The organism is Candidatus Microthrix parvicella Bio17-1 (assembly GCF_000299415.1).
Classification (GTDB): Bacteria; Actinomycetota; Acidimicrobiia; order Acidimicrobiales; family Microtrichaceae; genus Microthrix; species Microthrix parvicella.
In genome coordinates, this window is sequence record NZ_AMPG01000001.1 from 374,122 (window position 1) to 399,411 (window position 25,290).

A 25,290-nucleotide genomic window follows, 5' to 3' on the forward strand; every position below is an offset into this window, starting at 1 on the left:
CCGGGGAGCAGCCCCCATCCTTGTTTGTCACAGGTCGTCGTCATGATGGGCGCCATGAGTACCCAGTTGTCTCTCCTCGACCTCATCTCGGACCAGGTGGGCCCCGCTGCAGGTGGTGACCCACGCGTGGCGGCGGCCCGCGAGTCGTTGGCGCAGGCCTCGCTCCGGCGGCGTCAGGCCGAGCCGGCACAGCGCTGGGTGGCGGTGCATCTGGACGCCGGCACCTGCGAGCTGGGACGCCGTCGCGTTGCCAAGGCTCGTGAGGTCATCGCCGCCGCGCGCATCCGCGCCGAGGAGGTCGCGCGGAACGAGGCGGATGCCCGCCAACGTGCCGCCCTGTCCGGGGTCATCAGCCTGAACAACCCCGCCAACGTCGCCGACGCCTTGCAGGTGCCCCTTCGCCGGCCACGCCGCGCCAGGCCCGCCGCATGAGTCGGCCACCCACCTCGCCGCCGCTACCCGGGCCCGAGTGATGTGAACACAAAGCGTGTGCCGTTGGTCGCTGTCATGATCGGCGTCGTGCTGGTGGGCCTTCTGGTTTGGGCTCGTGTCGGTCGGGTCACGTCCCAGTCCACCAAACCGGGCATGGCCCAGGTCAGCTCGGTAGCCGACGGCGACACCATCGACGTCACCCTCGACGGTCATACCGAACGAGTGCGCCTGCTGGGCATCGACACGCCAGAAACGGTCGACCCTCGGCGGCCGGTTGGGTGCTTCGGGCCGGAGGCCAGCCACGAGACCAAGGCGTTGCTCCCGCCCGGCACCTGGGTACGACTTGAGCGCGACGTCGAGCTCCGTGATCGATATGGGCGACTGTTGGCCTACGTCACACGGATGCCCGACAAACTGGTGGTCAACCGGCACCTGCTGGCCGGCGGGTTCGCCGATACCCTGCGAATCGGCCCAAACAAGGCGTACCTGGCCGATTTTGCAGCGGCTCGCAACCAGGCTCGTGCGCAGAAGCTGGGGGCCTGGGGGGCATGTCCAAGCCCCTTCGAGTGAACCGACATCTGCCAACCCGCGCTCACTCCCCGCCAGGGAGCGTCAGGTTCTGCCCGTACGGGCCGCCTCCACCGACGAGCCTGAGCGGCGACCCATCGCCCTGCGCAACTCCGCCCAGCCGATCAGCTCGGCTCCTGCGCGCTGCATCAACACCGAGATATCGGCGTCCATGGCCACATCCAGGTCCCCCACCCGATCGGCCCAGTCGCCGCCCAGCGCACGCAGTTCGGGGGTGTCCACCGCCGGGCGCAGCCGCAACTCGGTCACGCCGGGCTCGAGGTTCGACAGCGCCTGCTCGATCGTGCCGCGGGCCGAACCACCGCGCACAGCCACGACGTGGTCGGGCGAAAGCACCCCCGCTTGCGCCGCCAGGCTGCTCAGCGGCACGCCCAGGCTGCGCTGATCGGACGCCGACGGGAGCCGCACGGGCAACCGATACTCCTCGGCCAGTTCCAGATAGACACCGAAGAACTCGGCCCGACGCTCCATCGCTCCCAGGTGCGACGACAGGTACGTCACGTCGAAACCCCACAAAATCGCCCGTTCGATCTGTGCGTGAGCCTCTCGGAACACCTCGTCGAGGTCGGCGTGATCCCACAGATCCTCCAAGGTCCGTGGAAACCCGCCATCGCCGTCCAACAGCGACGGCGCGCTGGTGACGGGACCCCAGCGATACAGGTCGGACTCGGCGATCAGCGTCAGCAGCAGCCCCACCTGCTCACCCCGATAACGCTTCGCTGCGTGTCGGGCCCAAGGAGTCGGCACCATCAAGCCAGCCGAGGTGCCAAGACCTCGACGCAGCGCCGAATAGACCCCCTCGTTGGACGCGTGACTGCGGCCCAGCCCATCCATCGTGAAAATAACCAGCCGGTCAGTGCTCGACCGGCCCATCGCCTCGCAGAGTTCGCTCACTTCACGGAAGCGTACCGGCGTGCCATGGCCGATGGCCGCCACAGAGCCTTCAGCGGTGGGTCGGGATCAGTTGGCGGAGTCGAGATCAGTTGGCGGAGTCGAGATCAGTTGGCGGAGTCGACGTCAGCGGAGGGGTCGGTCTCCCGTCCCAGGTCGTTCAAATCGATCAGCTTGTCGAGTTGCGACTCGCCGGCACAGTCCTCGCCATCGACGTAGGCGCCACTGCACAGCGCAACCGCCAGATCGAACACCGGCCGAAAGTTCACGCCCCCGGCGGAATACACGATCGTGACACCGGAGAACCGACCGATCAGGCCCGACCCGAGTTGAAACGCGACCAGTACGTCAATTGCCCCGCCGGCGGGAACGGTGGCCGTCGAGAACTGATCGAACTCCTCCATGCCCACCCGCTTCTTGGATGGCGGCCACCCCTTGAAGACCCTGGCCTCGCGATCCAGCCCCTTGACCCGGACCTCGGCCAGCGCGTCCACAAAGCGCAGGTCTCCCTGCACCTGATCCAGTTGTATGCCGCCCATGCTGACAGGACCTTCGGTGCCGTTGCGAAGGGTAAATCGCAGCGCGTAGGTCTCACCAACCGGGGCGTCTGCGATCTCCTCGTCGAAACCACGCGACAAGCTCATCTTCAGCGGCCCTTTGGCCGGGGGGCTGTCCACCAGCGTGTCGTCGACCAAGACGCTGCCAAAGTCGGCGTCACCCTCATCGGTGCACCCGGCGACCACCAACAGCATCACCATGGCGATCACCGCCACCAGCCGACGGGACGAGGGTCCGAGGGGCGGCCGATGAGGGGTCGCGCGTGTGGCCGCCATGTGTTTCACGGCACACCTCCCAGGCTCGCCTGCCGACCCAACGACGCTACAAGCGACTCGCGGGGCGTCGGCGGATGGTCGGTCAGGTCCTCGGCGGTGGCCCCTCAGGCGCGCACGCCGGCGAACAGGTCGTGCTCCGGCGACTGTGTTGCCACGACCGAGTGGTCGAGCACGTAGGTGTCGTAGGGCTCCACCCGGTCGGCCACCTCGTCGGGCACCCCGAACCAGAACCCCACGTTGGGGTCCACCTGGGTGGCATGGGCCAACAATGCGTCCTGACGCACCCAGTAATAGCCCGACACGTCCACAAAGGCGGTTACCCGGTGGTCCTGATCGAAGTCGGCCCAGCGTTTGCGCCACTCCTCGTCGAAGGGCGATTCCAGGCCGGCTTCCTCCATGGCGTGATGCAACGCTTCCATGCGCTTGCGGTACCACACGGTGGAATACACCTTGTCCACCTGGTGCGGGTCGCCCAACTCGGGTCGATATGCAGGGTCAGCGGCGGCCTCGACCGCCGGCATGGAGATCTCGTGAACCCGCAGATGATCCGGGTGGCCATAGGCCCGCTGGTCGTCGCCATAGGTGATCACCACCTGGGGTTGCTCCCGGCGAAGCATGGCCACCAAACGACCCACCGCCTCATCAAACGGCGCATTGGCGAAGTTGTCCGGGTGCGCGTTGGGCTCGGTTCCCTCCATGCCGGAGTCGCGATAACCGAGTAGCTCAACCCGGTCGTAGCCGATGATCTGCGCGGACCGGCCCAGCTCCACCATGCGCACCGCCTGAAGATTCTCGACCACACTGGGCCGATCCATCGCAGGGTTGAGAATGTCCCCCGCCTCTCCGCCGGTGCAGCACACCAGCGTTGCCCCGATGCCGGCGTTGACGTATCGACGAACCGTCCCGGCGCCCTTCGACGCCTCGTCGTCCGGGTGCGCGTGAATGCTCAGCAACCGAAGCGGCCTGCCGTGCCGATCGGTCGGCGCCGGGTCGGCCTGGTCCAAGACCGATGCTCCATGATGGGTCACAGCGTCTCCTTGATGTTCACGGTGAGCGAGGATACCGACCATCGTCCGGGAGCCCCAACGATCATGTGACCAGAGCGACAGAACCAAAACTTGCCGCTCACCACAGTGGCCATCTAAGCCAACATGATGACAAACACCATCGCACCCGTCGGTCAGACCCTCCGAATGGTCAGGAAGCCGCGGCAGTTGGCCCTTGGGGCGCTTCTGGTCACCGGTGTGATGCTGGGCGCAGGCTGCAGCTCCGACGACTCGGCGAGCCCGAGCGAGACGACTGCGGCCGCTCAGACCTCGACGTCGATGAAGATGGGTGCCTCAAACAAGGGCGGTTCGGCCGAGGTGGGCGACCTCAAGCTCACCGAGGCGCGTATCGGAGAGCCCGCTGGTCCGGCCACCGGGATGTTCCTGACGATCGACAACACCGGCGATCAGCCGGACACGCTGGTGGCGGTCACCACCAAGGTGTCGCCCGAGGTGCAGCTTCACGAGACGATCAAGGACGGCGACAGCACGGCGATGAAGGAACTACCCGGCGGCGTTCAGGTGCCGGCACAAGCATCGGTGATCCTCAAGCCCGGCGGCACCCACGCCATGATGATGAAGGTGGACAGGCTGGCGGCGGGCGACGAGGTGCCGGTGACCCTCACCTTCAAGAATGCCGGCGACGTCGAGATGGACGTGCTCGTGGTGCCCCTGGCTGAACTCGGGGGCGACGGGCACATGGACGACACGGACAAGGGCGACGATGCCGACGCTCACAGCGACGGTTAACCCGGCACGCACGCTGCCCGCCAGGCCGGGGCCGGCGACGCCTCGGCCTGGCGATGTGACCGGTTTCCTCCGTCGCTGACTGTGCCACCTCCAAAGATCGGCCTAGCGTGCGACCATGAGCAGCTCCCTCACCGCTCACCTTCTGAAACGCCGGCGAGTCGGGCTGAAGCGGGCCATCTTGGCCATCTCCGCCATGACGCTGCTGCTCGTTGCGGGGTGCGGCTCCGAAGACTCCGAACAGGCGGCGGGCGATACGCCGTCGAAGTTCGCAGGTGTGGTGCTTGGCAAACCGACCGAACGTCCGCATTTCACGCTGACGGGTCCCGACGGCAAGCCATTCGATTTCTTCGACGAAACCAAAGGTGAGCTGACCTTTCTCTTCTTTGGCTACACCAACTGTCCCGACGTCTGCCCGGTACACATGGCCCAGCTGTCGGAAATCCTGGCTCGCCCCGGCATGCCGACCGCCAAGGTGGTGTTCGTCACCGCCGACCCCACCCGTGACACTCCAGAGGCGCTCAAGAAGTTCCTCGGCAACTTCAACCCGGACTTCATAGGGCTGACGGGCACCGACAAGGAGATCCGCGCCGCCGAGCTGGCCGCGGGGGTTCCCCCGGCACAGATCGACACCAAGGACGGCAAGCCCGACCCGGAGGGCGGATACACCGTGTCGCATGCGGGCCAGGTGCTGGCATTCGCCCCCGACGACCTTGGCTACACCGTGTATCCGTTCGGCACCCGCACCGCTCAATACGCAGCCGACATCCCGGTCCTCTCCAAAATCAAGGCCGAGAGCGGCGACCAGGCCGTCGGTCAAACCACCACCACCGAACCCTCCGTCCAATGGGGCGGCGCCAAGTTGGGCAACCTCACCATCGCCGATGCCAGAGCGGTGGCGCTCCCCAAGCCGGTCAAGGATCCCAGGCACGAGGGTCACGGCGGCATACCGGGGAGTCCGGGCCAGTCAACAGGGGACGCCGGTGCGTTGTACTTCACCGTGACGAACTCCGGAGGTGCCGACAAACTGACCGCAGTGACCACCCAGTCGGCCGCCAGGGTCACGTTCCGAGATGCGTCCACCGAGGGCGCTGCGGCAAGCGCGCCGCTGACCGCTCTCGAGGTTCCGGCCGACGGCAGCGTCCCTCTGGAGCCGGGCGGCGTCTATGCAAAATTGATCGACATCAAACCGATCAAAGCCGGCGACATGATGGCGGTGACGTTTACGTTTGAGAGCGGGGGTGACCTCGATGTCCTGGTACCCGTGGTCCCGGTCGCCGGGGCGTCCAAGTGAGCAGGAGATTCTCATGATCGGGGTAACGCCATGAGTTGGTGGTGCGCAGCCAGCACGAAGCCATGGACGTGGTCCCCCCAGATCTACGTGGGTATCTGGCTGTTGATGGGCGCAACGCTGCTCGCCTACTTCGGCGGGGCCTCAAAGGCGCGGTCTGCAGGGTGGTTCACAACCAGCCGAAAGCAGAAGACGTTGTTCACTGTGGGCATCCTGGTGCTTTGGGGCGCCAGCGACTGGCCGCTGGGAACGCTCGGCGCCGGGTACCTGGCGTCGGCCCACATGGCCCAGTTCATCCTCTACACGATGGCGGCAATCCCGCTGATACTTCTTGGCGTCCCGGCCGAGATGTTTCGGAGGACGCTCGCCGGGCTGCGGCTCACGTCGGCGACCAGATTCCTGTCAAAGCCACTGGTCGCAGCAGCCACGTTCAATATCATCATGGTGACCACCCACTCACCACCGGTCACCGACTTTTTGCGGGGCAGCCAAACGGGTTCGTTCGCCATGGACCTGTTGTGGATCGTCGGGGCGGTAGCGCTCTGGCTGCCCTTGATCAGCCCGATCGAATCACATCGCTTGAGCTCGTACCCCGGCAAGATGGTCTACCTGTTCGTCACCGTCGGCATCGTGGTCATCGTGCCGTCGGCAGCGCTGATCATCACTGAAGAGCCGATGTATCTCACCTACGAGCTTGCTCCCAGGGTGCTCTCCAGTTGGTCGGCCCTGGAAGACCAACAGTTCGCCGGGGTGATCATGAAGCTGGGCGCCACACCGATCGTTTGGGGCGCCATCCTGGCGATGTTTATTCGGTGGACCAACGAGTCGGGCCTATCCAACAAGTTCGGGCCCAAGTACCACGGACGTCTCGTGCACGCAGACGGAACGGTCGATGCCGAATCCGATCAACGGACGGCTCAGGACATTGCGTCTGCCCGACGCAAGCCCGACGTACCGGCCATGGCCGGGCTCCAACCCGAACAGTTGAACTGACACAGGGGATCAGCCCGGGCGCTGTGCTGACGTGGCCTGCAGCGGCTCCAGGCGAAACCCGCCACCGGCCTCCTCGTCCTCATCGATCAGGCGCCAGCCGGCCAACTCGGCCAGCCGTGCCCGGCCTTCATCCGGGCCGGTGGCGATCAACTCGTCACCCCCGTGTAGCTGGGCAAGACCCCTGGGGCGATAGACATAGCGACCCTCGCGGCGGATGGCCAGCACGGCGAAGCCCGGCTCGATATCCAGTTGAAGCTCCAGCAGGGTTGCACCATCGGTCGGCGAGCCGGACGCGATCGGCATGCGCACCACCACCTCGTCGGCGTCGCCGAGCGCAATGCCCACCACTGGATGGAAGTCCATCTCCTCCCGAATCAACCAGGTCATCTGATTGGCCTGGTCACCCAGTTCCTCGGCTGCTTGAGACAGTTGCAGTAGGCCCCGCAGCTTCGAATGATCCGCGTCGTTGGCGGCGGCGCGCAGCACCCACAGCTGCAGATGATCCTTCATCTCATCCAGACGTTCGGCCAGGTGCAGCACCTCGGAGGCCAGGCCGTCGTCGCGCAGTGCCAACGCCGAATAGGCCAGGCCAACAGCCGCCTCGGAGATGTTCTTCATCTCAACCAACACGTCGACGGCCCGGTCCAACTCGGTCAGCGCACCCGACGTTGCCGGGGCGGGCGGCTCCCAGGTGGGCGCCGCAGCCAGTTCGTGCAGACGAACCAGACCGGCAGGCGACCCGTGGACAAACAGCACGTCGCCGGGCAGCAGGATCTCGTCGCCGTCGATATCGGTGATCCAGGAACGGTCTCGGCGAATCGCCATGACACGCATGCCTGCGGCCACTGGCAGCTCGAGGGCAGCCAGGCTGCGACGGACCATGTGGGAATCGTCCCGCACCCAGACCCGGTGCGACACTTCCTCGGCGTTGGACAGGTCGGCGATCAGTTCAGGCGGGATTCCCAACCGATGAGTGACGATTCGCGTGATGTCGATGGCGGTGTTGGCAATGCCCTCAATCGCCGAGATCAACTGCAACACCGAGGCCATCGACTCGGCCTCGGCCGGCCGTCGACAAGCCAGGATGCACACCTCCCGCATCGACTGCACGAGATCATTCATGTGCTCCTCGAGGTGCGCCACCTCGTCGGCCATCCCCGGATCGTTGAAAAACACCGCGGCATACGCCAGGTCGATCATCAACTCGGAGTTGTCCTTGGCCTCCGCCAGCATGGCTCGGAGACTGCGTGGGCGATCGTCCATAGGCGCCAACGCACACTACCTGTGCGGCGCGTTCCTTTGCACCGACGACTGCCGGGCGCCCGGCCCGTCAGCCCTGAGAGAGCCGCCGGGTCAAGGCTGCGGTGGCCCGACGGCCCAGCAAACCGAAACCAACACCCACGACGGCTCCGGCGAGTACGTCGGAGAGATGATGCACACCGAGCACCACCCTGCTGGTGGTCACCACGGTTGCCACACCGAAGAGCGACCCCCACGCACCCGGCCGCCCCAAAAAGGTGGCCGAGGCAAACGACGACGCCGCATGTCCGGACGGAAAGCTGGTGGTGCGAAACTCTCGTCCGGATCGCGCCACCTCCACGGGGCGCGGACGTCGCACAATCCCCTTCAGCCCAACATTCACCGCCGCAGACTCGATGCCAAGGGTCGCCGCCAGCCCACCCGCTTCGATCAAGGCCTGGCGAGGGTCGTCCCGACGGTCCGCCATCAGGCGAAGCACCCCCCAGCCAAACCACACCGCAGCGCCCTCACCGGCACCCGAGGCGACCACCGCAGCCCGGTCGATCAAACCCTGAGCCCGAAGCGGTGCCACCAGCCGCTCGCCGACCGCATCAACCGCATCCAAGCCGGTATTGAAAGCTTCCATCCAGCTAGCTTGACCTCCGTGGCGGTCTCCACCAAGAACCAGAAGCGCCACCTGTGGATCGGCACGTCCCGGGAGGCGCTGTCGGACAGCCTCTGGTTTCTGCCGATGGGGCTCGCGGCCGGGTACGGCGTGCTCGCCCTGGTCATTGTGGCCTTCGACTCCGCGCTGGCCGCCTGGGTGCCCTACACGTTTGTCGGGGGCGCCTCCAGCGCCCAAGACCTGCTGTCCACCATCGCAGCCGCCATTCTGTCGATGGCCACCCTCGGCTTGTCGATCACCATCGTTGCCCTGCAACTGGCGTCTCAACAGTTCTCACCCCGTGTCATGCGGACGTTCTTTCGCGATCGTGGCACCAAGGTGGCGATCGGCATGCTGCTCGGCACGTTCGTCTACAGCATCCTCGTGCTGCGTTCGGTGGTGCCGCAGTCCGAGGCGATGGAAGCGTTTGTCCCCAGCGTTGCGGTCTCGGGCGCATTCCTGCTCACCCTGATCTCACTCGGCGTGTTCATCTATTACGTCGATCACGTGGCCCACGCGATTCGGGTGGTGCACATCATCGAGGCGGTCGCCGAGGAGACCAGGGAAACCCTCGGCGCGCTCATGGGACCGGGGACGGTTCCCGACCCAACGACGCTGCCATCGGGGCCACCCGACGCCGTGCTCAACAACCACCGCCGGCCGGGCATCGTGACCGACATCGATTCGGCCGGGCTCGTGGCGCTGGCCCGCCGCCACCATTGTTGTCTCGGCATCGTGCCCTACGTGGGCGACTTCGTGCCCCTCCGTGCGCCCTTGGCCCGGGTTTGGTTCGATCCCGGACACTCCGGGATGCCAACGCCGGAGCAGTTGGGGGATCACGTTGCCCTTGGCCGCGAGCGCACGATGGGCCAGGACGCCGCCTTCGGCTTTCGCCAGTTGGTTGACATAGCCGAGAAGGCCCTCTCACCGGCGATGAACGACCCCACCACCGCGGTGCAGGCCATCGACCAGATCCACGACCTGCTGCGCCGCCTGGCGACCGCCGACTATCCAACCGGCTACTACCTCGACGAACCTGGAGCGCTGCGAGCCATGCGCCCACTCCACCGTTGGGACGACTACCTCGATCTGGCACTCACCGAGATTCGACAGTACGGAGCCACTTCGGTCCAGGTGCAACGACGTCTCCGGGCCCTGCTGGCCGACCTGACCGAGGCCACCCGCGATGCACCCGAGCGGGCCCGGCCGATTACGAGGCATCTGGAACTGTTGGAACTGTCGGTGCTGACCGGCTTGCCCGAGGGCGACCGCGAGCTGGCTCGGGTCCCGGACGAACAGGGTCTCGGCGGGGGACCTCACTGAGCCGCCCGGATCACAGGCGGTTGCAGCACCCACCGCAGGAATCGTCGTGTCCTGGGTCACACCACTAACTTCTCACCAGGTCACTCATGAAGGAACGGTGCGCATGAAGGAACGTATGGACAGGACTTGGCGTTGGCTGGCCGTCAACATGGGCAAGCACGCCGGGATCGTGTCGGTGGTCGGGTTGGCCATCACGATCATCATGGGCTTCGGGCTGACCAAGCTGGACTTCGCCACCGACCAGGACGCCTACCTCAACAAGGACGAGCAGGTCCTCAAGGACAGCGTCGAGTATCAGGACCTGTTCGGTGGCCAGGCGATGTTGGCTGCGATCCGTCTGGACGAGGGCATGACGCTCGAGGACTTCCTCTCACCGGAGAATCAGAAGATTTTCCAGGAGATCGAAAAGACGCTGGTCGCCCAGGATGGCATCGAGGCCGTCGCCACCCCGTACAACACGTTGCTGTTGTCGGACACGCTGATCCAGAAGGCGCCGCCAACCAAGGAACAGGCCAAAGAACTTGCCAACGGCACCATCACCGCATCGGAGCTACCGACCGAATCGGACCCGACGGCGTCGATCGCCGGAAAGTCGCTCTTCGGAGCGGCCGCGGCGGCAGAGGCGGACGGCAACACCACCGAAGCCGCAAAGCGAAGCGAGGACACGGGCGCAACCGCCGCCCGCCTCCTTGCCATTCCCGAGGCCGAGCGAACACTCGACAATGTTGAGTGGCGCAAGTTTCTGCTCTACGACAACGCCGGCGAGGTGCGCGAGTCGCTGCGGCCGTTCTTCCCCAACGCGAACACGGCCCAGATCGTCACGCGGCTGAAGGGCAACATGTCGATCGAGTTGGAGGGTGAGGCCGCCACCTTTACCACCAACACCATCGACAAGGCGGCAAAGAACCTCGACCCTGCGGCGGCCGAGGTCACCGTGGTGGGCGCGCCCACCCTGCTCAAGGACATCAACGACTACCTGCGCGGCGGGATCCTCAAGCTGGGCGCCATCGCGATCCTGGCGATGATTCTGATCCTCCTGGTGCTCTTCGATGTGCGCTGGCGGCTTCTGCCACTTGGCGTCATCCTCATCGGCGTCACCTGGGCCTTCGGCCTTGCCGGTTACCTGGGTATTCCGTTGTCGCTCGTCACGATCTCCGGCCTGCCGGTGATGTTGGGTGTGGGCATCGACTACGCCATCCAAATGCACAGCCGCATCGAGGAGGAGGTGTTACTCGACCGGGAGGACCACCCCATCCAGGAGGCGGCGGTCAACCTGGGTCCGGCGCTGCTGGTCGTCACCCTGGATGCCGTCTTTGCCTTTACGGCGCTTCGCTTCGCCAAGGTGCCGATGATCCGCGACTTCGGGCTGCTGCTGGCCGTTGGCATCGCCGTCATCTGTGTGGTGTCGATCATCGCACCGCTGGCCGCACTGGGCATCCGCGAGTACAAGTCGCCGACCAGTTCCGACACAGACTTCTCCGAAGGTCGGCTGGGTCGATTCGTGGTCAAAATCGGCAGCCTGCCGTCCAAGTTGGCCATCCCCTTTGCCATCGGAGCGCTACTGATCTTCGTCGGTGGCCTGTTGGTGGAGTCCAGCCTCACCATCCAGGGCGACCCGATCGACTGGGTCAACCAGAGTTCGCCCACCATCAAGAAGATCAACACGATCAAGGAGCAGACCAAGAGCTCGTCCGAACTTGGGATCTTCGTCAGCTCCGACGACGTGTTCGACCAGGAAACGGTCGACTTTGTGCACAAATTCGCCTACAACCAGTTGGGCGAACGCACCTTCACCAACTCGGAGGGCAAGGACACGCCGGCGCTGTTGACCGCATCCAGCATCGTCACCACGCTCAGCGGCATCCTCAACGTTCCCGGTGCGACACCCGCTGGCGAGGTTCCTCGGGCGCCGAACGCCGACCTGGTGAGGGCCGCGTGGCAGGTTGCACCTCCGAGCCTGCAGGAGTTCACTGCAACCCCACCCACCGGCCCCGGTCAGGCGGCAAAGAACCTCAACCTGATCTTCCGGGTGGGCTACACCTCGCTGACCGATGGTGAGGGCGTGGTCAAGGACGTCCGAGGCGACGTCAAGGAGTCCTCTCCGGAAGGGGTGAGGGCGGTTCCCTCCGGCCTCGCCGTGGTTGGTGTCGGCCTGCTGGAGAACATCGAGTCCAACCGAATCCTGTTGACCTACCTGTCGATCGCATTCGTCGGCCTGTTCCTGGCCGTGCGACTGCGGAGCGTGGTGCGATCGGTGCTCTCGCTGGTGCCGGTCATGATCGCAACCGGAATGGCATCGCTGGTGGCCTTCGCACTCGGCTTGAAGCTCTCGCCGATGACCGCCGTGGGCGGGCCGCTCATCGTTGCCATCTGTACCGAGTTCACGTCGCTGATGCTCTTACGGTTTGTCGAGGAACGAAAGCGGCACATGGCGCCGCTTGAGGCCGCCGACACCGCAGCCGCCCGCACGGGTCGAGCGTTCATCGTGTCGGGCCTCACCGGCGTTGCCGGTGTGGCCGTCATCGCCACCTCACCGCTGCCCCTCCTGCGTGACTTCGGCGCAATCGTGGCCCTCAACGTGGTCATCGCGCTGGCCTCCGCATTGGTGATCTTGCCGCCCATGTTGGTCTGGGCCGATGCCGAGGGCCGGGAGTGGGTCAGCCGCCACCTGGTCAGCGAAGAAGACCTGGCCGCCAGCCGTGGGGGTGGCGGCCGCAAGCGGGTGAAGGACACGTCAACCACCGACGGTCCGAAAGCCGGCGACGGCGCCATCGACGCCCCCACCCGAACCTAACGTCGTCGTGACGGTGCCTGCGCGGCCCGCCATACCCGAATCACCACAACCGCGCGGTGACATCGGAAGTCACACGTCCAGGAGTGCCACCAGCTTCTTGGGCGCCACCGTCCGGTAGGCCTCGGTGAGCACCGCGGCCACCTCGGCCCAATCAGGGTTTCGATCAAGGCGCATCCCCAACCAGCCCCGGTGCCCCACGTAGGCCGGCACGTAGAAGCGGTCGGGTTCGGTCTCGGTCACCTGTGCCTGAACTCCGGGCGGTGCAGGGCACCAAATACCAAGTTCTCCGTCACCGTGATGGTCGTCGTGGAACATCACCAGCGTCTTCTTCTCTCGGATGAAGAACGATGGCGCCCCGTGGCTCAACCGCTCGCTCACTTCGGGCAGGGCCATGCAGATCTCACGGACGCGTTCCAGCGCATGCAACATCTCAGCTTCGGTGTGGTTGCCATCGGCCATGCCAACAGTGTCGCGTGGCAGGCTGCCGTGGTGACACATGCTCAGCGACCGTCCCCTCAACTTCCGACGTTGGGCGGTGGATCGAGCAGCCCTTCGGATGATCCACGATGGCGGCGCCTGGCCGTGGGCGGCATTGTTGGCCCGGCGGCCTTCATCGGCGCGTGGGTCGCCGGCACGGTGGTACTCGATGGGTACTCCCCCATCACCGACGCCATCAGCAGGCTGGCCGCAGTGGGAGCAGACACCCGGTGGCTGATGAGCACCGGGTTCCTTGCATTTGCGGCGGCCTCCGTGCCCGCCGCGGCCGCCGTTCGCAGGGCCGTTCCCGGCAGCGCCTGGACCGGGGTGCTGGGCACGGGCCTGGCCACTGCGGCCGTGGCGGCACTTCCGCTGGACCGCAGCGACACGGTCGATGCAGCCCACGGGCTTGCGGCCGCCGCCGGCTACGTGTTGTTCGTCTACGCCGCCGCAGCGGCGACGCCTCCGTTTCACGCTTCGGGTCGACGGGGGCTGGCCGCGCTGTCGCTGGGCGTCGCGGTGCTGGCCACAACCACGTTGGCGGCAACGCCCTTCGTCGAGGCGAGCGGCCTTCTGCAACGGGTCGGGCTCACGAGCCTGGATGTTTGGTTGGTGAGCGTGTCCACCCAGATCCTGACGGGTCGCCTTGGTCCCGGCCGGACCCCGGCACCTGCAAGCGGCTCGGGACGCCCGAACGGCGCTGCCGTTAGCCGCCCAGTTGGCTGAGGAGGCCTCCGCCACCCCCACCGCCGCTGGCCGCTGCCGGACCGCCCATGGCACCCTCCGATGGCTGGATGAGGACGAAGCCCTGCCCACCGAATGCCATTTGGAACGTCTCTCCGGTGCCACCGCGCAGCATCGACTTCATGCCGCCGGTGTCGGTCTTGATGTTCATCTGCACCCCGGCGCTCCACAGCACCACGGCCTGGGCATCCCCAAACGTGGCCTGTTGGGTCACGTCCAGCATGACGGGCGGGCCATCGGTGGTGACCGCCACATAACCGGTGCCGCGCAGCACCACGTTGTACAGACCACCTGCCTGCATTCCGGCCATGCCGCTACCCACCCGTTGGATGTCCCACTCGATCGAGTCCGAGAAGGCCAGCACGTTCTTGCCGTTCACCGACACCATGTCGTTCTCCAGGTACATGATGATGATGTCGGTGGCCTGGTCAGCGATAAACACCTCGCCCGAACCGGTGATCTTCATCACGTCCACGCCCTCGCCGGTCACGGCCTTCTTGAACATCTTGGACATGCCGCCCGAACCCGTGTTCTCGAAGCGGGCATCACCCTGGTACCCGACCATCGAGCCCGTGCGGGCATGTACGGGGCCGTACGCCAGGTTGATCTTGAGCAACTTCTTGTTCTGGTGGACGAACTGGTCGGTCGCCTCCGCTTCGGAGAACGTGGTCAGTTCGTTGCAGTGGATAGGCATGTTTCATCCCCGTCATGTCCGATGGTGTGCACTGGCACAGTACCGAACCTAAGGGGTACACATACCCAAATCGTCGAGATTTCCGTGGCCGATGCCGTCCGCCTCACCGCCCACCGGCGCCGAACGCCCCGCTACTCGACCGCAGTGGCGACGCCTGGGCGACGGGTCAGCTTGGCCACCTCGTCGGCGCGCACCAGCGTGCCCTCCATCATGGCCTCAAGACCTTCACGGGCCGCTCCGGCACGATCGGCAATGGCGACGCGGCCGTCGGTCATCAGGTGCGCGGCGCTGTCCCGGGATGCAACCACGGCGGTGGCGGCCTGCTCCAGGTGCGACCTGAACATGCCCACATCGAAGGCGCCGTCGCGCAGGCGTGCGTTCTCAAGCGCCTTGGCGTTGGGCACCTTCACCGAGTGGACCACCCGCACGGCAGCCAACGCTCTCAGCACGTAGTAACTCACGTCGTACTCCCACCAATAGAAGCCCTGACGTGCCGATGCCGGGTAGTGGTGGTGGTTGTTGTGCCACCCCTCCCCCATGGTGAGCGCTGCGATGATGGCCGAGTTGCGGCTGGTGTCGTTGGTGACGAAGCGGCGACGGCCCATGACGTGTGCCAACGAGTTGACCAGGAACGTGGCGTGCCACAAGGCAACGGTGGAGACGAAGAAGCCCAGCACCAGGCCCGACCAGCCACCGACGAGCGCACAGAACGCCGCAAGGGTGACCGGGCCGATCCAGTCCTTCTCGTTGACGAAACGGATCTCCGGGTACTTGGCGAAGTCCGAGATCACCTCGGTGGGTGTCGGCGAAGACTTCTCGGACAGGATCCAACCCATGTGGCTCCACCAAAACCCCTTGATGGGCGAGTGCAGGTCCGCCTCGGTGTCGGAATACCGGTGGTGGAGGCGGTGGTTACCCGCCCACCACAGCGGGCCCTTCTGCACGGCCATGGTGCCGCCGAAGGCCAGGATGAACTGGAAGACCCGGCTGGTCTTGTAGCTGCGATGGGCGAAGTAGCGGTGGTAACCGGCCGTAATAAAAAACATCCGCACCGTGTAGGTGGCGATGAACAGCACCACGGCGGTGCGGCTGATGCCGGTGAAGAACAGCGCCAACGGCGACAAATGGACCAGAAAGAACGGGATGGACGACCTCACCTGAACGCGTTCGTCAGGGAGTCGACCGTGGGTGGCGGTGTGCACGGGGGGCCTCGCATGGTCGGGGGACTGACGCCGGAATGGCCACGACGAATCAACGAAGGATACTGGGCACCTCACGCTACCACCACGGTGCCTTCGCCGGTACACGCCCGTTTACTGAAAGTCACGGGAACGTAGGCCGGTTCGGCCGCCGCCCGAACCTCGACCCCGCCCGCCGGTAGTGCCCGAGTAACGCCCGCCCGGGTTGGTGCCGGTGGGTACCGGCAGCGGGTCGAAACGTTCTGCGGCAACCGCCACGACATCGTCGACGGTGCGCTCCAGGCGACCCGACACGATCAGCGCAGGCGCATCGCGCGCGAGGTTGCGGTAGCGCACCCAACAGCCCGGCGAGCACACGATGTTGACCAGGCCCGTCTCGTCCTCGAGGTTGAAGAAGATGGTGCCCCCGGCGGTTTGGGGACGCTGGCGGTGGGTGACGATGCCGCCCACCTTCACCTTCGCCCCGTCGGGCAGCGAGAACAACCCGTCGGTGGTACACACCCCCAACGCATCGAGACGATGGCGCACAAACCGGGTGGGGTGCCCATCGGCCGAGACCCCGGTGGCCCACAGGTCGGCCTGGGCCTCCTCCCACTGTGCCATGCCCGGCAGGCGCGGCGCCTCGGCACCGGTGACGATGCCCGCCAGCCTGTCGGGCGTGCTTTGTGCCGCCGCGCCAACCGCCCACAGCGCGGCACGACGGCTGAGCGGACGTCCGCCCCGCTGTTCGTCATCAAAGCAGCCCAGCGCCCCGGCGGTGGCCAGCGCCTCCAGCTGGTTGCGGGTCAAACCGGCACGCCGGGCCAGATCCTCCACCGACGAGTACGGCCGACCCGCCACCACCGCCGCAGCCGCGTCGTCACCCAGGTGCCGCACGCCGGAGAGCCCCAGCCGAACCCGCGGCTGGGGCCGGTGCCGGTTCCAGCGATGCCGTCGATCGGGCCACGGCGCCGCGGCGCCATCAACCGGGTCAACCCCATGGCCACTCGACCCCTCGGGCCACCACAGTCGGCTCTTGGCCGCCGAAGTCGCCACGTCCGGGGCGTCCACCTGCACCCCGTGGCGTCGGGCATCCTGCACCAGCGAGTGCGGCGACCAGAACCCCATCGGCTGAGCATCCAACAAGCCCGCAAGGAATGCCGCCGGGTCGTGGTATTTCAGCCAGGCCGACGAGTACACCATGTAGGCGAAGCTCACCGAGTGGCTCTCGGGAAAGCCATAGTTGGAGAAGGCGGCCAGCTTGGACCACAGCTCCTCCCGGGTGGCCTCGTCCAGCCCGTTGGCGGCGGTGCCCTCGTCGAAGCGCCTGGCCAGCCGGGCCATCGCCTTGGCCGACCGCTTGGCCGCCATCGCCTGGCGTAGTTGATCGGCCTCCGTGGGGGTGAACCCGGCCACGTCGATGGCCAACTGCATCAGTTGCTCCTGAAACAGCGGCACACCCAGGGTTTTGCGAAGCGCCGGCTCGCACAGCGGGTGCAGGTACGTCACCGGCTCCTCGCCCCGGCGGCGACGCAGGTACGGATGCACCGAGCCGCCCTGAATGGGGCCGGGACGGATCAGCGCCACCTCAACCACCAGATCGGAGAAGCAGCGCGGCTGAAGCCGAGGCAGGGTGGCCATCTGTGCCCGCGACTCCACCTGGAACACACCCACCGAATCGCCACGGCACAACATGTCATACACCTCGTCGTCCTGCGGGATCGTCGCCAGGTCGATGGTTTCGCCCCGGGCGGCGGCCACGTGGTCCACCGACGCGTGCAGCGCTGTCAGCATGCCCAGGCCCAACAGATCGAACTTCACCAATCCGGCCGTCGCACAGTCGTCCTTGTCCCACTGCAACACCGAGCGGTTCTGCATCCGCCCCCACTCGGTTGGGCAGACCTCCACCACCGGCCGGTCGCACATCACCATGCCCCCCGAGTGAATGCCCAGGTGCCGTGGCGCGCCCTGAAGCTGCCCGGCCAACTCGATCACCGCGTCCGGCGCGCTCAACCCCTCGGCGGTGCCCTCGCCGGGCTTGGGCAGCGGGCCCCAGCGCCCCAACTCCTTGGACCACGCGTCCTGTTGGCCCACCGAGTAGCCCAGCGCCTTCGCTGCGTCACGCATCGCCGACCGACCCCGGTAGGTGATCACGTTGGCCACCTGGGCGGCGTGGCTGCGGCCGTGACGCTCGTAGACGTACTGGATCACCTCCTCTCTGCGCCCCGACTCGATGTCGAGGTCGATATCGGGCGGTCCCTCGCGTTCAGGCGACAGGAAGCGCTCGAACAGCAGGCCCAGGCGCACGGCGTCGGCCTTGGTGACCCCGAGGGCGAAGCACACCGCCGAGTTGGCCGCCGACCCCCGCCCCTGACAGTAGATGTCGTTGCGACGGCAAAACTCCACGATGTCCCACACCACCAGGAAGTAGCCGGGAAACCCGAGCTGTTCGATCACCCCCAGTTCGTGGTCGATCTGGGTCCAGGCACCCGGAGCGGTCTCGGCCCGGCGGGAGCCGTAGCGGACGGTGGCGCCCTCCTCGGTCAAACGCCGCAGGAACGCCATCTCGCTCATCGGCTTGCCGGCGGGCCCCTCGGGACAGGGATACGGCGGCAGCGATGGGGCCACCAACGACAGATCAAAGGCGCACTCGGCGCCCAGCGCTCCGGCGGCGGCCACCACACCCGGGTAGCGGGCAAATCGCGTCAGCTGTTCGGCCCCCGAGCGCAGGTGCGCACCACCGTTGGCGGGCAGGTGGCCATCGCTGGCGTCCAGGCTGGAGCGTGACCGAACCGCCGCCATCGCCGCTGCCAGGCGGCGGGCCGCCGGGGTGGCGTAGTGCACGTTGTTGGTGGCCAGCGGCTGCACCCCGGCCGCCGCCGCCAGGCGCACCAGTGCGTCATTGCGGGCCGAGTCCAGCGGGTCGCCGTGATCCCACAGCTCGGCGAAGACCGAGTCGGCACCGAACGACGCCGTCAGCGCCCGCAGCTCACGGGCGGCCGCCCGGGGCCCATCGGCCATCAACGCCCCCGGCACCGTGCCCTTGCGACAACCGGTGAGCGCCGCCCAATGCCCACGGGCTCGTCCGGCCGCCTCGGCGACCTCGGCAAAGCTCAGCCGTGGCCGCCCCTTCTGTCCCGCCATCTGGGCGGTCGACAACAGCGTGCCCAGCCGTGCGTACCCCTCCGGGTCGCGAGCCAAAATCACCAGGTGGCGGGCGGCCGGATCGTGGCTGGTGCCCTCACCTGCCCGGGGTTCGGCCGCCCCGATCGACACCTCGGCGCCAAACACGGTGGGCAACCCCAGCTCGCGTGCCACCTCGGCAAAACGCACCACGCCGTAGAAGCCGTTGTGATCGGTGAGCGCCAACGCGTCCAGTTCCAGAGCGACCGCCTCGTTTGCCAGGTCCTCCGGCGACGAAGCGCCATCGAGGAAGCTGAAGTGCGAGTGGGTGTGCAGTTCGGCGTATGCGACGCCCCTTCGCCGGCTCGGTGGTTGGCGCTGTGCGGCACCAGGCCGCTTGGCACCGTCCGGTCTGGGACGACCCCGGACTCCCCCACGTTGACGAGGCTCGATAACGTCGCCTCGCGTCGCCGGTTCGTCCGGGTCGACACCGGATGGGGATGGCCCCCGCTTTGTGGCACGGCCAGGTGATCCGGAGACCGCCGAGAGCTGGGCTTCCAGCTCCGACCACGACTTGGCTGGGTTCCTCCATCCCACGGAGACACCATATCGAACGCCTGTTCGTTTTCAAGAGCCAAACGTCACCACGCCCAGGTCCGTGCCGCCCGGCCGGAGGGTTTACGGGGCGGCGAAGGCCACCAGCGCCTCCAGTTCCTCCTGAGTGCCAATGGCGATGATCACCTCGCCGATCGTGATTGCGGTGTCGGGCGAGGGGTTGGTCTGGAAGGAACCGTCCAGGCGCCGCAGCGCCAGCACGAGCGCACCGGTCTCGTCGCGCAGGTGGGTGTCACGCAGAGACTTGCCCACCAGCTGCGAACCCTCGGCCACCGGCACCTCCTCCAGGCGGAACTCAAGCGAACGTTCGTGCATCACCACGTCGACAAATTCGGCCACGTGGGGATGCAGCACAAAGGCCGCCATGCGGACACCGCCGATGCTCTGCGGGTTGACCACCCGATCGGCGCCCGCCCGCATCAGCTTCTCGCTGCTCTCGGGGCTGCGGGCCCTCGTGACGATGAACAGGTCCGGCCTCAACGAACGGGCACTCAACGTGATGAACGAGTTCTCGGCGTCGCCATCAACCGCGGCCACCAGCGTGGCAGCACGCTCGATACCGGCCTGACGCAGCACATCGTCGACGGTGGCATCGCCAACGATCACCCGATGGTCGACCCCCACCAAACAGTCGGGGTCGGTGTCGACGATCACCAGTTCCCGCCCCGCCTCGGCAACCTCCTCGGCGATCGCCTGACCAACCAAACCCCAACCACAAATGATCACGTGGCCACGCAACGATGCAATGGAATGATTCATACGGCGTCTCCCAAACAACTCGTTGATGCGACCCTCAATCAATCCCTCAACCAGCACGCTGAACGCATACAGCGCCGAGGAGACACCCACCATGATCAGCGCGATGGTGAAGGCCATACCCAGTCGGGACAGCGGCTTGACCTCGCCGAAACCGACTGTCGAGACCGTGGTGACCGTCTGGTACACCGCGTCGAGCGGGCTGAACCCCAACAGCAGGTAGCCGACGACGCCCACCACCAGCACGCCAACCAACACGATCAATGCGTTGGTCAGACGCCGTCCCTGCCCCATCGGCATCCACACTAGGACGCCGTTGGGCCGGTACCTCTACCCTGTTGGACGTGGCCGACCGATCACGCCTGTGGGACGGCCCGCTCCGCCGTTGGCATCCATCCCAGGTGGTGGTGGTCGGGTTCATCGCGGTCATCCTGAGCGGAGCAGCCCTCCTACACCTGCCCATCGCCACCACCGGGGTGGACTACAGCTTTGGCGACCGGTTGTTCACCGCCACGTCGGCGGGCACCGTCACGGGTCTACAGGTGGTGGACACCGCGTCGGGCTGGACCCACTTTGGCCAGGTGGTGATCATGGTGCTGGCTCAGATCGGCGGGTTTGGGTTGATGGCGGTGAGTTCGGTGGTGGCCGTTGCTCTGGCAGGCCGGCTTGAGCTGCGTCACCGCCTGGCCACCCAGGCAGAGGTCAACCTGGACGGCGCCGCCAACTTTCGCTCGGTCATCCTCGGGGTGTTCAAGTGGTCGATGGGCGTCGAGGCCACGGTTGCGGCTGCCCTGTTCATCGGGTTCGCCGGCATACACGGCGAGCCGGTAGGTCGAGCTGCCTGGCTTGGGCTGTTCCACGCCGTGACGTCGTTCAACAACGCCGGTTTCGCACTGTTCAGCGACAATCTGGTTGGGTTCGTCGACGACCCTTGGATTTCGGGGGTGATCGCCACCTCGATCGTGCTCGGCGGCATCGGCTTCCCCGTACTGATGGAGCTCCGACGCCAGTACCACTTCCCCAAGCGCTGGTCGCTGCACACCAAGATCACCCTGTTGGCAACGGGCGTGTTGATCGTCGTTGGCGCAACCGCCGTGCTGGTGCTGGAGTGGACCAACCCCAGCACGCTCGGACCGATGGGCGTGATCGACAAGGTGACGGCCGGTGTCTTTCAGGGCATCACGCCCCGCACCGCCGGGTTCAACACCATCGACTACGGCGCCATGCGCGAGTCCTCGATCCTGGTGACCATCGTGTTGATGTTCATCGGAGGCGGCAGCGCATCCACCGCCAGCGGCATCAAGGTGACCACGTTTGCCGTGCTGGGTTGGGTGATCTGGGCGGAACTGCGCGGCGACCGCGAGGTCGATGCGTTTCGGCGACGCATCCCCGCGGCCGCACAACGCCAAGCGATCACGGTGGCGCTCTCCGGCGTCGCGCTGGTCGCGGCCGGTACGATGGCCTTGGTGACGTTCGATCGCGTTCCCTTGGGCGAAGGCCTGTTTGAGGCCACCAGCGCGTTTGGCACCGTCGGCCTGACCACCGGCATCACGCCCACCCTCGGAGGCGGCTCCCACGCGGTGCTGATCGTCATGATGTTTGTCGGACGGGTCGGGCCCATCACCCTCGGCGCCGCCTTGGTGCTCCGCGAGCGCAGCCGTCGATTCAAGTATCCCGAGGAGCGTCCACTCATTGGCTAAACACCAAACACTCCTCGGCCCACTGGGCCACGCCGACACCGTGCTGGTGATCGGTCTCGGCCGCTTCGGCTCGGCGCTCGCCATCTCGTTGGAGGAGATGGGTCACGACGTCATGGGGGTCGACCTCGACCCCAACCTCGTCGCCGACCACGCCAGCGCACTCAGCCACGTCCTCGAGGCCGACACCACCCGCCTGGAGACCTTGCGCCAGATCGGCGCCGAGGATGTGAGCGCGGCGGTGGTTGCCATCGGCACCGACATCGAGGCATCCATCCTGACCACCGCTGCGCTCGTCGACCTGGAGGTCCCGTCGATCTGGGCCAAGGCCCTCACCGAACCTCACGCCCGCATCCTCGAACGGATCGGTGCCACCGAGGTGGTGTTCCCCGAGCGTGATATGGGCGTGCGGGTTGCCCATCAGGTGACCCGACGAATGATCGACTGGTTTCAGCTCGATGACGGGTTCGCCCTCGTCGAGGCGGCCGCGCCCGTCTCGATGATCGGGAAAACGCTGGAACAGCTCAAAGTCCGCAGCCGCTTTGGCATCACCGTGGTCAGCATCAAGCCCATGGGGGCGCCGTTCACCTACGCAACCGCCGACACTGTGATCGGCGAGGGTGACATCCTGCTGGTAGCGGCCAACACCGACGCCGCCGAGAGGTTCACCCGACAGAAGTAGAGGAAGCCATGGTCGAATCAGCACCAAGCACGAACGAACTGCCTCCGATGCGCGAGGACTGGCAGCGGGCGTTGGCGGTGGTCGCCCACCCCGACGACATGGAGTACGGCGCCGCCGCTGCGGTTGCTCGCTGGACGTCTGCCGGTAAGGAGGTGGCCTACGTGTTGGTCACCCGAGGCGAGGCGGGTATCTCCTCACTACCTCCAGGTCAATGTGGCCCGCTGCGCGAGGAGGAACAGCATCGCAGTTGCGCTGTTGTCGGCGTGACCGACCTGTCGTTTCTTGATCATCGCGACGGCCTGGTGGAGGCCGACCTGAAGCTGCGTGCCGACCTGACCGGGGCGATCCGACACCACCGACCCGAGGTGATCCTGTCGATCAACCATCGCGACACCTGGGGGGTGCCGGGCTGGAACCACGTTGACCACCGTCATGTGGGAGTGGCCCTGCTCGATGCGGTGCGCGACGCCGCCAACCCGTGGGTGTTCGGCGACCGGGGACCTGCATGGGAGGGCACTCGGTTCGTCGCCTTCGGCGGTTCGCCGCAGGCCACCCATTGGGTGGACACCTCCGCCACCCACGCCACCGGCATGGCGTCGCTGGCCGAGCATCGCCTCTACCTCGATCACGTCGACGACACTCCCGGCGCAACCCAGCAGTGGCTGACCGATGTGGCCGCCGAGCAGGGCCGGCGCTTCGGGGTCGACTTTGCCGCCAGCTTCGAGGTCGTGCCCATGTAGCCGACGCAGCGCCCACTGCCACCCGCCGCCTCCGCCGCGTGGCAGATTGGTGGGATGGGACTGCTCATTTGGATCATCTTCGGCCTCTTCGCAGGCTTCATCGCCCGCATGCTGGTGCCGTCCGGCAGGGGTGGACGCGACCTGGGCTGTATCGGCACCGTCTTTCTGGGGGTGATCGGCTCGCTGATCGGCGGCACCGTGGGCAACCTGATCGATGGCCGCGGCATCGAGTTTGCAACCAGCGGTTTCATCGGATCGGTGCTTGGCGCGTGCGGGCTGTTGGTGCTCGTCCGGGTACTCAGCCGATGAGCGTCGGTATCGACTCCACACCAGCTCCGCCACCCTTGTTCGAACGGGTGGGCGGCCATGATTTTTTCAAGCGCCTGGTGGACGAGTTCTACGATCGAGTCGAGGCCGACGCCGAACTGCTCGGTCACTACCCGGACCTCGACGATCTACAAGGTGCCCGCGACCGGTTGCGCATGTTTCTCGAGCAGTTCTGGGGTGGGCCCACCACGTACGTCGAACAGCGGGGCCACCCGCGCCTGCGTATGCGCCACGCCCCGTATCGGATCGACGCCACCGCCCGCAACCAGTGGCTGGCGGCCATGGCCGGAGCGATCGACGTCCTTGAGGTGGCCGAGCCCGAGCGCAGCGAGCTGATCAGCTACTTCGCCTCGGCCGCCGACCACCTCGTCAACGCCCGCTGAGCATGCTCGGTAGCATCCCCGGATGCCACCGCCAGCCCAAACCGGCACCGCCATAGCCATCTCAACCGAGGAGCTGGAAGCGGCCGATGCCGTGGCACTCGACCCGCCCTACCTGTTCGGGCGGCGTCTGCCCGCCACCACCGTCGCCGAACGAACCAGGCGGGCGGCGGCGATGGGAGCGGTGGTCGCCCGACGGTTTGGCCCGGTGCTTGCCCACGGTGCCCGCCACCGCCAGGTCAATACCCATGACTGGGTACCGGCGCTCCGCCACACGTTTGAAGACCTGGGCACCACGTTCCTCAAGTTCGGCCAACTTGTGGGCTCCGCCCCCGGCGTGTTCGGCGAGGGGGTCGCTGCGGAGTTCCGCAGCTGCCTCGACACCGGTCCGGCGGTACCCGCCGACGAGGTTCGGGCGCTGATCGAGGACCAACTCGGCCGCTCACTCGAAGATGCCTTCGCCACCTTCGACCCCGAACCCATCGGCCGAGCCTCGATCGCCGTCGTTCACCGCGCCACCACCCATGAAGGCGACGAGGTGGCCGTCAAGGTCTTACGTCCCGGGGTCGACCGTCGGGTGGCGGTGGATCTCGACCTGCTGCAACCGCTGCTGGCCAAGGTGGTCGAATTCACCGGCGAACAGGCCGCCGTTTCAATGCTGCAACAGTTCGACGGATTCCGCCTGCAGTTGGGCGAGGAACTCGACCTGCGCAACGAGGCCCGGGCGATGGATCACTTCCGTGACCTGCTGGGCGTCGTCGACCTACCGATGGTGACCGTGCCGATGGTGTACCCCAACCTGAGCAACGGCCGGGTGCTCACTATGGAGTTCATCGACGGTGTGCCGGTGGACGACCTGGCCACGATCGACGGTTACGGCACCGACGCCGGTGCCGTGGTCCAGCAGGTGGTGCAGCGTTTCTCTTAACCGCACTGCGCTGGGGCACTTTCCACGGCGACGTACACGCGGGCAACCTGCTGTTCCGCCCCGACGGACGCATCGGCGTCATCGACTGGGGCATCGTCGGGCGGCTCG

At 66.4% G+C, this 25,290-nt stretch carries 23 protein-coding genes and 1 pseudogene; 14 read left to right on the top strand and 10 right to left on the bottom strand.

All coding sequences use genetic code 11. The features are described 5' to 3' along the window. Positions 1-54: 54 nt before the first annotated feature. Together MPARV_RS0101775 and MPARV_RS20635 are read left to right on the top strand one after the other, a co-directional pair. Complete coding sequence (locus MPARV_RS0101775; RefSeq protein ID WP_155852287.1) at positions 55-432, top strand: hypothetical protein; 378 nt, start codon at positions 55-57, stop codon at positions 430-432. Positions 433-507: 75 nt separating this feature from the next. Then, positions 508-1,002, top strand: coding sequence for a thermonuclease family protein (locus MPARV_RS20635; RefSeq protein ID WP_155852286.1), 495 nt, complete (start codon positions 508-510; stop codon positions 1,000-1,002). Positions 1,003-1,044: 42 nt separating this feature from the next. On the opposite strand, the gene MPARV_RS0101785 is transcribed toward MPARV_RS20635, so the two are convergent. From MPARV_RS0101785 to mca, 3 genes are all read right to left on the bottom strand, one after another. Next, positions 1,045-1,914 (bottom strand): ChbG/HpnK family deacetylase, encoded by an 870-nt coding sequence (locus MPARV_RS0101785; RefSeq protein ID WP_020377016.1) that lies wholly within the window; start codon positions 1,912-1,914, stop codon positions 1,045-1,047. A gap of 104 nt (positions 1,915-2,018) precedes the next feature. After that, a complete protein-coding gene (locus MPARV_RS0101790; protein ID WP_155852285.1) occupies positions 2,019-2,744 on the bottom strand; it encodes a hypothetical protein in 726 nt (241 codons plus the stop codon). 104 nt (positions 2,745-2,848) lie between these two features. After that, complete coding sequence (mca, locus tag MPARV_RS0101795; RefSeq protein WP_012230621.1) at positions 2,849-3,772, bottom strand: mycothiol conjugate amidase Mca; 924 nt, start codon at positions 3,770-3,772, stop codon at positions 2,849-2,851. Between the two features lie 126 nt (positions 3,773-3,898). Here mca and MPARV_RS21995 point away from each other — a divergent pair, with 126 nt between their 5' ends. The 3 genes from MPARV_RS21995 to MPARV_RS0101815 all read left to right on the top strand — a co-directional run bounded on the left by MPARV_RS21995 (position 3,899) and on the right by MPARV_RS0101815 (position 6,821). Continuing rightward, entirely contained in the window at positions 3,899-4,540 is a 642-nt protein-coding gene (locus MPARV_RS21995) for a copper chaperone PCu(A)C (protein ID WP_020377019.1), read from the top strand. A 115-nt stretch (positions 4,541-4,655) separates the two neighbouring features. Then, the gene (locus tag MPARV_RS22000; protein ID WP_020377020.1) at positions 4,656-5,831 is read left to right on the top strand and encodes an SCO family protein; all 1,176 of its coding nucleotides are present in this window, start codon (positions 4,656-4,658) and stop codon (positions 5,829-5,831) included. 30 nt (positions 5,832-5,861) lie between these two features. Next, a complete protein-coding gene (locus MPARV_RS0101815; protein ID WP_031277039.1) occupies positions 5,862-6,821 on the top strand; it encodes a cytochrome c oxidase assembly protein in 960 nt (319 codons plus the stop codon). Positions 6,822-6,830: 9 nt separating this feature from the next. Here MPARV_RS0101815 and MPARV_RS0101820 read toward each other — a convergent pair whose 3' ends face one another. Beyond that, on the bottom strand, positions 6,831-8,084 hold the full coding sequence (locus tag MPARV_RS0101820; RefSeq protein WP_012230599.1) for a potassium channel family protein: 1,254 nt from the start codon (positions 8,082-8,084) through the stop codon (positions 6,831-6,833). 67 nt (positions 8,085-8,151) lie between these two features. Next, on the bottom strand, positions 8,152-8,706 hold the full coding sequence (locus MPARV_RS0101825; RefSeq protein WP_012230598.1) for a phosphatase PAP2 family protein: 555 nt from the start codon (positions 8,704-8,706) through the stop codon (positions 8,152-8,154). An 18-nt stretch (positions 8,707-8,724) separates the two neighbouring features. Here MPARV_RS0101825 and MPARV_RS0101830 point away from each other — a divergent pair, with 18 nt between their 5' ends. Both MPARV_RS0101830 and MPARV_RS0101835 read left to right on the top strand, forming a co-directional pair. Beyond that, the gene (locus tag MPARV_RS0101830) at positions 8,725-10,047 is read left to right on the top strand and encodes a DUF2254 domain-containing protein (RefSeq protein WP_012230597.1); all 1,323 of its coding nucleotides are present in this window, start codon (positions 8,725-8,727) and stop codon (positions 10,045-10,047) included. A 103-nt stretch (positions 10,048-10,150) separates the two neighbouring features. After that, the gene (locus tag MPARV_RS0101835; protein ID WP_020377023.1) at positions 10,151-12,841 is read left to right on the top strand and encodes an efflux RND transporter permease subunit; all 2,691 of its coding nucleotides are present in this window, start codon (positions 10,151-10,153) and stop codon (positions 12,839-12,841) included. A 69-nt stretch (positions 12,842-12,910) separates the two neighbouring features. Here the strand turns inward: MPARV_RS0101835 and MPARV_RS0101840 are convergent, their stop codons facing one another. Beyond that, on the bottom strand, positions 12,911-13,300 hold the full coding sequence (locus MPARV_RS0101840) for an MmcQ/YjbR family DNA-binding protein (RefSeq protein WP_235045290.1): 390 nt from the start codon (positions 13,298-13,300) through the stop codon (positions 12,911-12,913). 123 nt (positions 13,301-13,423) lie between these two features. Between MPARV_RS0101840 and MPARV_RS0101845 the strand changes: the two genes are divergently transcribed. Beyond that, positions 13,424-14,044, top strand: a complete 621-nt coding sequence (locus MPARV_RS0101845; RefSeq protein WP_020377024.1) for a DUF998 domain-containing protein — start codon at positions 13,424-13,426, stop codon at positions 14,042-14,044. Here the strand turns inward: MPARV_RS0101845 and MPARV_RS0101850 are convergent. The 4 genes from MPARV_RS0101850 to MPARV_RS0101865 form a co-directional block, all read right to left on the bottom strand. Continuing rightward, complete coding sequence (locus MPARV_RS0101850; RefSeq protein WP_012230593.1) at positions 14,025-14,756, bottom strand: AIM24 family protein; 732 nt, start codon at positions 14,754-14,756, stop codon at positions 14,025-14,027. The two genes, MPARV_RS0101845 and MPARV_RS0101850, sit on opposite strands and share 20 nt — an antisense overlap. A gap of 131 nt (positions 14,757-14,887) precedes the next feature. Then, positions 14,888-15,913: an acyl-CoA desaturase gene (locus tag MPARV_RS0101855; RefSeq protein WP_202948797.1), complete on the bottom strand. Its 1,026-nt coding sequence runs from the start codon at positions 15,911-15,913 to the stop codon at positions 14,888-14,890. Positions 15,914-16,069: 156 nt separating this feature from the next. Further along, positions 16,070-19,654 (bottom strand): error-prone DNA polymerase, encoded by a 3,585-nt coding sequence (locus MPARV_RS0101860; RefSeq protein WP_020377026.1) that lies wholly within the window; start codon positions 19,652-19,654, stop codon positions 16,070-16,072. Between the two features lie 81 nt (positions 19,655-19,735). Beyond that, on the bottom strand, positions 19,736-20,722 hold the full coding sequence (locus tag MPARV_RS0101865; protein ID WP_100221214.1) for a potassium channel family protein: 987 nt from the start codon (positions 20,720-20,722) through the stop codon (positions 19,736-19,738). A gap of 50 nt (positions 20,723-20,772) precedes the next feature. Here MPARV_RS0101865 and MPARV_RS0101870 point away from each other — a divergent pair, with 50 nt between their 5' ends. The 6 genes and pseudogenes from MPARV_RS0101870 to MPARV_RS20640 form a co-directional block, all read left to right on the top strand. Then, positions 20,773-22,128, top strand: a complete 1,356-nt coding sequence (locus tag MPARV_RS0101870; protein WP_020377028.1) for a TrkH family potassium uptake protein — start codon at positions 20,773-20,775, stop codon at positions 22,126-22,128. Continuing rightward, on the top strand, positions 22,121-22,807 hold the full coding sequence (locus MPARV_RS0101875) for a potassium channel family protein (RefSeq protein ID WP_012230583.1): 687 nt from the start codon (positions 22,121-22,123) through the stop codon (positions 22,805-22,807). Before MPARV_RS0101870 ends, MPARV_RS0101875 begins: the two co-directional genes overlap by 8 nt. 8 nt (positions 22,808-22,815) lie before the next feature. After that, complete coding sequence (locus MPARV_RS0101880) at positions 22,816-23,547, top strand: PIG-L deacetylase family protein (protein ID WP_020377029.1); 732 nt, start codon at positions 22,816-22,818, stop codon at positions 23,545-23,547. A 54-nt stretch (positions 23,548-23,601) separates the two neighbouring features. Continuing rightward, complete coding sequence (locus MPARV_RS0101885; protein ID WP_012230581.1) at positions 23,602-23,856, top strand: GlsB/YeaQ/YmgE family stress response membrane protein; 255 nt, start codon at positions 23,602-23,604, stop codon at positions 23,854-23,856. After that, on the top strand, positions 23,853-24,257 hold the full coding sequence (locus MPARV_RS0101890; RefSeq protein ID WP_012230580.1) for a globin: 405 nt from the start codon (positions 23,853-23,855) through the stop codon (positions 24,255-24,257). Before MPARV_RS0101885 ends, MPARV_RS0101890 begins: the two co-directional genes overlap by 4 nt. Positions 24,258-24,429: 172 nt before the next feature. Continuing rightward, positions 24,430-25,280, top strand: a pseudogene (locus tag MPARV_RS20640) (ABC1 kinase family protein); the annotation flags it as partial. Positions 25,281-25,290 lie beyond the last annotated feature (10 nt).

Coding starts and splice junctions, on each gene's coding strand:
- MPARV_RS0101775 (WP_155852287.1), top strand. CDS start 55: ATGAGTACCCAGTTGTCTCTCCTCGACCTCATCTCGGACCAGGTGGGC.
- MPARV_RS20635 (WP_155852286.1), top strand. CDS start 508: ATGATCGGCGTCGTGCTGGTGGGCCTTCTGGTTTGGGCTCGTGTCGGT.
- MPARV_RS0101790 (WP_155852285.1), bottom strand. CDS start 2,744: ATGGCGGCCACACGCGCGACCCCTCATCGGCCGCCCCTCGGACCCTCG.
- MPARV_RS21995 (WP_020377019.1), top strand. CDS start 3,899: ATGACAAACACCATCGCACCCGTCGGTCAGACCCTCCGAATGGTCAGG.
- MPARV_RS22000 (WP_020377020.1), top strand. CDS start 4,656: ATGAGCAGCTCCCTCACCGCTCACCTTCTGAAACGCCGGCGAGTCGGG.
- MPARV_RS0101815 (WP_031277039.1), top strand. CDS start 5,862: ATGAGTTGGTGGTGCGCAGCCAGCACGAAGCCATGGACGTGGTCCCCC.
- MPARV_RS0101820 (WP_012230599.1), bottom strand. CDS start 8,084: ATGGACGATCGCCCACGCAGTCTCCGAGCCATGCTGGCGGAGGCCAAG.
- MPARV_RS0101825 (WP_012230598.1), bottom strand. CDS start 8,706: ATGGAAGCTTTCAATACCGGCTTGGATGCGGTTGATGCGGTCGGCGAG.
- MPARV_RS0101835 (WP_020377023.1), top strand. CDS start 10,151: ATGAAGGAACGTATGGACAGGACTTGGCGTTGGCTGGCCGTCAACATG.
- MPARV_RS0101840 (WP_235045290.1), bottom strand. CDS start 13,300: ATGGCCGATGGCAACCACACCGAAGCTGAGATGTTGCATGCGCTGGAA.
- MPARV_RS0101850 (WP_012230593.1), bottom strand. CDS start 14,756: ATGCCTATCCACTGCAACGAACTGACCACGTTCTCCGAAGCGGAGGCG.
- MPARV_RS0101865 (WP_100221214.1), bottom strand. CDS start 20,722: ATGGGGCAGGGACGGCGTCTGACCAACGCATTGATCGTGTTGGTTGGC.
- MPARV_RS0101880 (WP_020377029.1), top strand. CDS start 22,816: ATGGTCGAATCAGCACCAAGCACGAACGAACTGCCTCCGATGCGCGAG.
- MPARV_RS0101885 (WP_012230581.1), top strand. CDS start 23,602: ATGGGACTGCTCATTTGGATCATCTTCGGCCTCTTCGCAGGCTTCATC.
- MPARV_RS0101890 (WP_012230580.1), top strand. CDS start 23,853: ATGAGCGTCGGTATCGACTCCACACCAGCTCCGCCACCCTTGTTCGAA.